The sequence below is a fragment of the Rubidibacter lacunae KORDI 51-2 genome, from assembly GCF_000473895.1.
In the GTDB taxonomy this organism is placed as follows: domain Bacteria; phylum Cyanobacteriota; class Cyanobacteriia; order Cyanobacteriales; family Rubidibacteraceae; genus Rubidibacter; species Rubidibacter lacunae.
This window is the reverse complement of record NZ_ASSJ01000086.1, coordinates 1-4,371: the sequence shown is the minus strand read 5'-3', so window position 1 is coordinate 4,371 and position 4,371 is coordinate 1. Positions and strand designations below refer to the sequence as shown.

Here is a 4,371-nt window from a genome sequence, read left to right as displayed (position 1 = left end):
CCTGAATTAGGCAGACAAAGGCAGATTGAGGCAGAAATAGACCGACGAGAAGGCTCGACAGCCCGGGTTACCCTTGATATTCCCAAGGCTCTGCCCATTTCGGCCTACTCATGAATAATCCAGGCTAATGAGTAAGCGAGCGCAAATATCGGCCAGGAGCAGTAAGATTGCCCCCGATACCGCTGCATAGGGCAAAATCCACCGGTAATCGACCCCCACCAGAAAGCGCATAAGATGGGGCACGAACAAACCGAGAAAGCCAATCGGACCGGCGATCGCAACACTGCCACCGACGAGAAACACGACGCTTACTGCGCCCAAAATCTTAATCCAAGCGGTGTTTTGCCCCAACCCCTTGGCGACTCCTTCCCCCAAACTCAGGGTCGTAATTTGTCGTCCCAACCCGAGGGCCAAAACAAACCCCGCCAGTAAAAACGGTAACACCTGACCCACCAGATCGAGATCGCCCCCGACCAGGGAACCGGCCAACCAAAACCTGACGCGTTCGAGGGTTTGCTGGTTGAGTAGTAACAGACTGGAAGTCAGTGTCGAAATCAGGGTGGAAAATACCGTCCCTGCCAAAGTTAAATTCAAGGTCGTGACGCCGCCTGGCCCCAAAGCCGCAAACAGATAGACGAGCCCTGCGGCGATCGCCCCCCCCTGCCAGCGCGAACCAAGCATAGACACTCAGAGAGCCAATCCCAAAGGCAAAGGTGGCCATTACGACGGCAAAGGCTGCCCCGGTGCTAACTCCCAAAATATTGGGGGAGGCCAACGGGTTGCCGGTCAAGCCTTGCATGACGGCTCCGGCAATGGACATGGCCGCTCCGACGAGTATGGCAATGAGCGATCGCGGCAGGCGCACGGTCCGGATGATGAGATGCTCGGTGGAGTTGGGGTTGAAGGCAACTAGCGCTTGCCAAACAGCTTGGGGGTGCACGTCTGCTGCCCCCAAACCAATTCCAAGGAAAAAGGTGACGGCCAAGAGCACGCCACCAAGACTCAAACCTGCCAGCAAAACAAGTGGCGTGCGTGCTAAGTAAGAGTTTTGTCGAGTAGTAGACTCCACAACTTTAGGTAGTTTTATAGGTAAGTGCGTCGGGGTTCAAAACGTTGCGAACCTCTGATGCCGCGATATCCGGGCGGCTGGGTTGAAGAAATACCATATCGAAAAAAAAGATATATGGAAAGGCTTTAGCCTTACTGATGTGAAGTGGGGAACGGAGAACAAGGTATGTGCTCCAGCAATCTAAGGAGCTGGGGAAGAGCCTTGCGATCGCTCCTGTTCCAACCGCTCTTGCCGCTCTCGCTCCTGTTGTTCCTCCTGAAGCTTCGCCTCCCGCTCCCGCTCCGTACCGGAGTACACAAAATTCACGGCAATTTTTCCCTCTCGGCCATTGGGTGACTGGGTGAAGCGGCACGAGCGGGCAAACTGCAGGGCGGCGCGATCGAGGCGAGAATCACCTGCGGACTTAGCCACGACCGCCGTTGTAACGTTGCCGCCTGAATCCACTTGAATTTGCACCACAGCAACCGTTTCTGCCTCGAACTTGGTTTCCGGTCGTTGCCCACAACCCAGCAAGGTGCCGCTCCCAGCAGCTTCGCGTTTGGGGGGCGTGGCCGGACGGGCCGCAGCCTGCTCCTGTGCCTGTCGCTCGGCGGCCTGCCGAGCGAGTTCTGCTTGACGAGCGGCCTCAGCAGCAGCAGCTTCCTCCCGGGCAAGGGCTGCTTCTCGCTCGGCACGGGCGAGAGCTTCTTGACGCTCCCGTTCGGCAACCTGCCGGGCAAGTTCGGTCTGGCGCTCGCGCTCGGCCTGTTCGCGAGCAAAGGCTTCCTGACGAGCAGTTGCAGCCTGTTGCGCTAATCGTTCTTGACGCTCCCGCTCGGCTTGACGCTCTCGCTCGCGGCGATCGCGTTCGAGTTGTTGTTGCCGCTGTTGCTCCAACAAGCTCGGTTGAGGCTCAACTGGCGTGGGCGTAGGCGGCACAGGGGCCGGTTCGGGTGGCGTTGGTTGGGGGGTAGGAGCGGGCTCCAGGGATTCTAACGGTTCGGGCTCGGGCTCTGGAGGCTCGGGTTCCGGGATGGGCTCCGGTTCGGGCTCCGGTTCCAGGGCTGGTGGCGGCGTGAGAATCACAATTTCTACTGGCGGCTCTTCCGGCACCGGTTCCGGCCCTGACAGCAGCCCTGGCAGAATGGCCAGAAGCGCGCCGTGGAACAGCACGGAGCCCGTGGAACTCAATACCAATAGGCGCCTCAGAGCCGCTCGTTCGCGCTCGCGTTGCTCCTGTACCGCACTTCGCGAATCCGCCACTGGTACGACCCATCCTCTTGAGAACTGCTTGCAATTCGAGCTTAGCTTAATGCTTAGCTTAATGATGAAGGGTTAGCAATTCCGGCATCCTTACAAAGCGACCTACTTGCAGCAGCTCCTCAGTCAAGCAAGCGACCCGGCCAGGAGACGCCAGACAACTCCCGCAGTAACGATAGCGAGCACGCACTCGTACTCTAGTAGCTGTCCTAGCTGCTCGGAGCGTACAAATCTACCCTCGGAAGGCTATTTCCGTTAGGTTGGCTAGGTTGCAAATAGTGCAGACAGATCGCGGAATGCCTTGAATTCAAGGGCATTTCCAAACGGATCGAGAAAAAACATCGTTGCTTGTTCTCCAACCTCACCTTCAAAGCGAATATAAGGTTCGATCTTGAATTTCACGTTGTGTGCTTGTAAGCGATCGCGCAAAGCTTTCCAATCCTCCAGCGAGAGCACGACACCAAAGTGTGGGACCGGAACGCCGTGGCCATCAACGGCATTATGGTGTAGTGCATCCTGGGTCGCAGATGTAGGCGGTTTGTAGTGGGCAACAACCTGATGGCCGTAGAGGTTGAAATCAATCCAAGTATCGGCACTCCGACCTTCAGGGCATCCGAGGATTTCGCCATAGAATTTGCGCGCTTCTTGAAGATCGTGCGCGGGAAATGCAATGTGAAAGGGATTCATGTTGCCCTCAGTACTTGTATTCACATGTATGTGTCAGTTATGGCAAGGGAAGTTCTCGCACGTGCGATCGCAAATCGGAGGCAATGAACTGCTTTGCGCGAAATCCCCACCCGCACGCATTATTGCTCTATAACTTTGTGCTTCTTGGGAATCGTTTCTACAATAATGGGCTCGGCACACTCCGGGCTAAACTTTGTAGCGGCAAGAGCAGCCTGATAGGCGATTTCTGCAGCAGTTAAATCGAGATCGTAAAGGACCTCTAAGGCCCCGAGGGCAAAGCGATCGCCCGAGCCAATTGCCCAAAACCGAGAATATTCGGCCACCTCTCGATACGCCGTGACGACGAAAATACCATGACAGTTCGCCAAAATAGCGTGCAGCCACTGCGATTCTGTCGGCTGGCGTTTGTCGTTGCCATTATCTGTTTTCATAAAGTAGTCGGATTTAAGCGTTGCCTGGTTACTCAGGAGCCAACGGAAAATCTCACCACTGGAGCTGAGAAATGTTGGCTCGCTGCGCTCTAGCAAATCCGTAAATATTTGTTTGACGGCCCAACTACCGCAGACGCCGAAAATGCTATCTCCATAGGAAATTAGCTTCGATGCATTGGGCTTGTATTCCGCCAAAGTTTTCAAACCGCCCGCAGTACGAGTTGTTAGGGTGTCGCAGGCGATCGCCACGGTGTCGTGCTTTTGTACGGCGGTAATTAGGGCTTGCTGAAAAAGACGAAAGGGAGCCCAAGGATAGTCAAAATGCCGGACCAAGGGATGGTGACTGTCAAGAGACTCTCGGAAGCCATGCGTCTAACTCGGTGACGAGTTGAGCGGCTACCCCCTTCAGAAATCTCTCCAAGACCTGTTTTCTCCTTAGCCAGTTTGTCCAAAGCCACAAAAGGAGCTGGCGCTGGAGCCAGCGCTCCAGATTCATGACTAGAAACGTGATGGCGATGCGACTCTCTGCCGTCTCCGCTAGCTTTGCCATCACCCGATTCAGGCCAAAACGTCGCTTGCCCTGACCAAACTTCCCTTCAATTTCTACCCGAATCGACTCATCCTCTTGCGTTTGCTTCTTTTGTTGCGCCCGGACCTCTGGGTTTGATGATGGCCGTCCCAAAGGTGGACCAGTAAGACGGATTCCTCGCTCTCTACACCAAGCTAAATTATCTCGACTACGATAGACCTTGTCGACATGAACGGACTCGGGATAGTGACCGAATCGCTCCCGAAACCTCTCCACTTGCCCCTGCAAATGCTTGACCTCATTGAAATTCTCCCAACTCAGTTCGTCGAGGAACACATATCCAGAGTGGCAACTGACAGGTAATTTGGCACCAAATTCTACCGGCGTACCGGCTTTGCCGCGGACAATCGGACGCA

At 55.3% G+C, this 4,371-nt stretch carries 5 protein-coding genes and 1 pseudogene; all 6 read right to left on the bottom strand.

All coding sequences use genetic code 11. The features are described 5' to 3' along the window. Positions 1-108 precede the first annotated feature (108 nt). Complete coding sequence (locus KR51_RS18945) at positions 109-681, bottom strand: FecCD family ABC transporter permease (RefSeq protein WP_022609328.1); 573 nt, start codon at positions 679-681, stop codon at positions 109-111. Between the two features lie 40 nt (positions 682-721). Continuing rightward, positions 722-940: pseudogene (locus KR51_RS21065) on the bottom strand (iron chelate uptake ABC transporter family permease subunit); the annotation flags it as partial. 309 nt (positions 941-1,249) lie between these two features. Then, positions 1,250-2,311: an energy transducer TonB family protein gene (locus KR51_RS17780; protein WP_022609327.1), complete on the bottom strand. Its 1,062-nt coding sequence runs from the start codon at positions 2,309-2,311 to the stop codon at positions 1,250-1,252. Between the two features lie 261 nt (positions 2,312-2,572). Further along, positions 2,573-3,019: a VOC family protein gene (locus KR51_RS16610; RefSeq protein ID WP_232214643.1), complete on the bottom strand. Its 447-nt coding sequence runs from the start codon at positions 3,017-3,019 to the stop codon at positions 2,573-2,575. A gap of 95 nt (positions 3,020-3,114) precedes the next feature. Next, positions 3,115-3,759 carry an Ntn hydrolase family protein gene (locus tag KR51_RS17775; protein ID WP_022609325.1) on the bottom strand — a complete coding sequence of 215 codons (645 nt, stop codon included), beginning with the start codon at positions 3,757-3,759 and terminating at the stop codon, positions 3,115-3,117. 13 nt (positions 3,760-3,772) lie between these two features. After that, on the bottom strand, positions 3,773-4,371 hold a 599-nt coding region (locus KR51_RS16600; protein ID WP_022609324.1), incomplete at its 5' end, for an IS5 family transposase.

Bases quoted from the DNA above. Each gene is read 5' to 3' on its own strand.
- KR51_RS18945 (WP_022609328.1), bottom strand. From the start codon at position 681: ATGCTTGGTTCGCGCTGGCAGGGGGGGGCGATCGCCGCAGGGCTCGTC.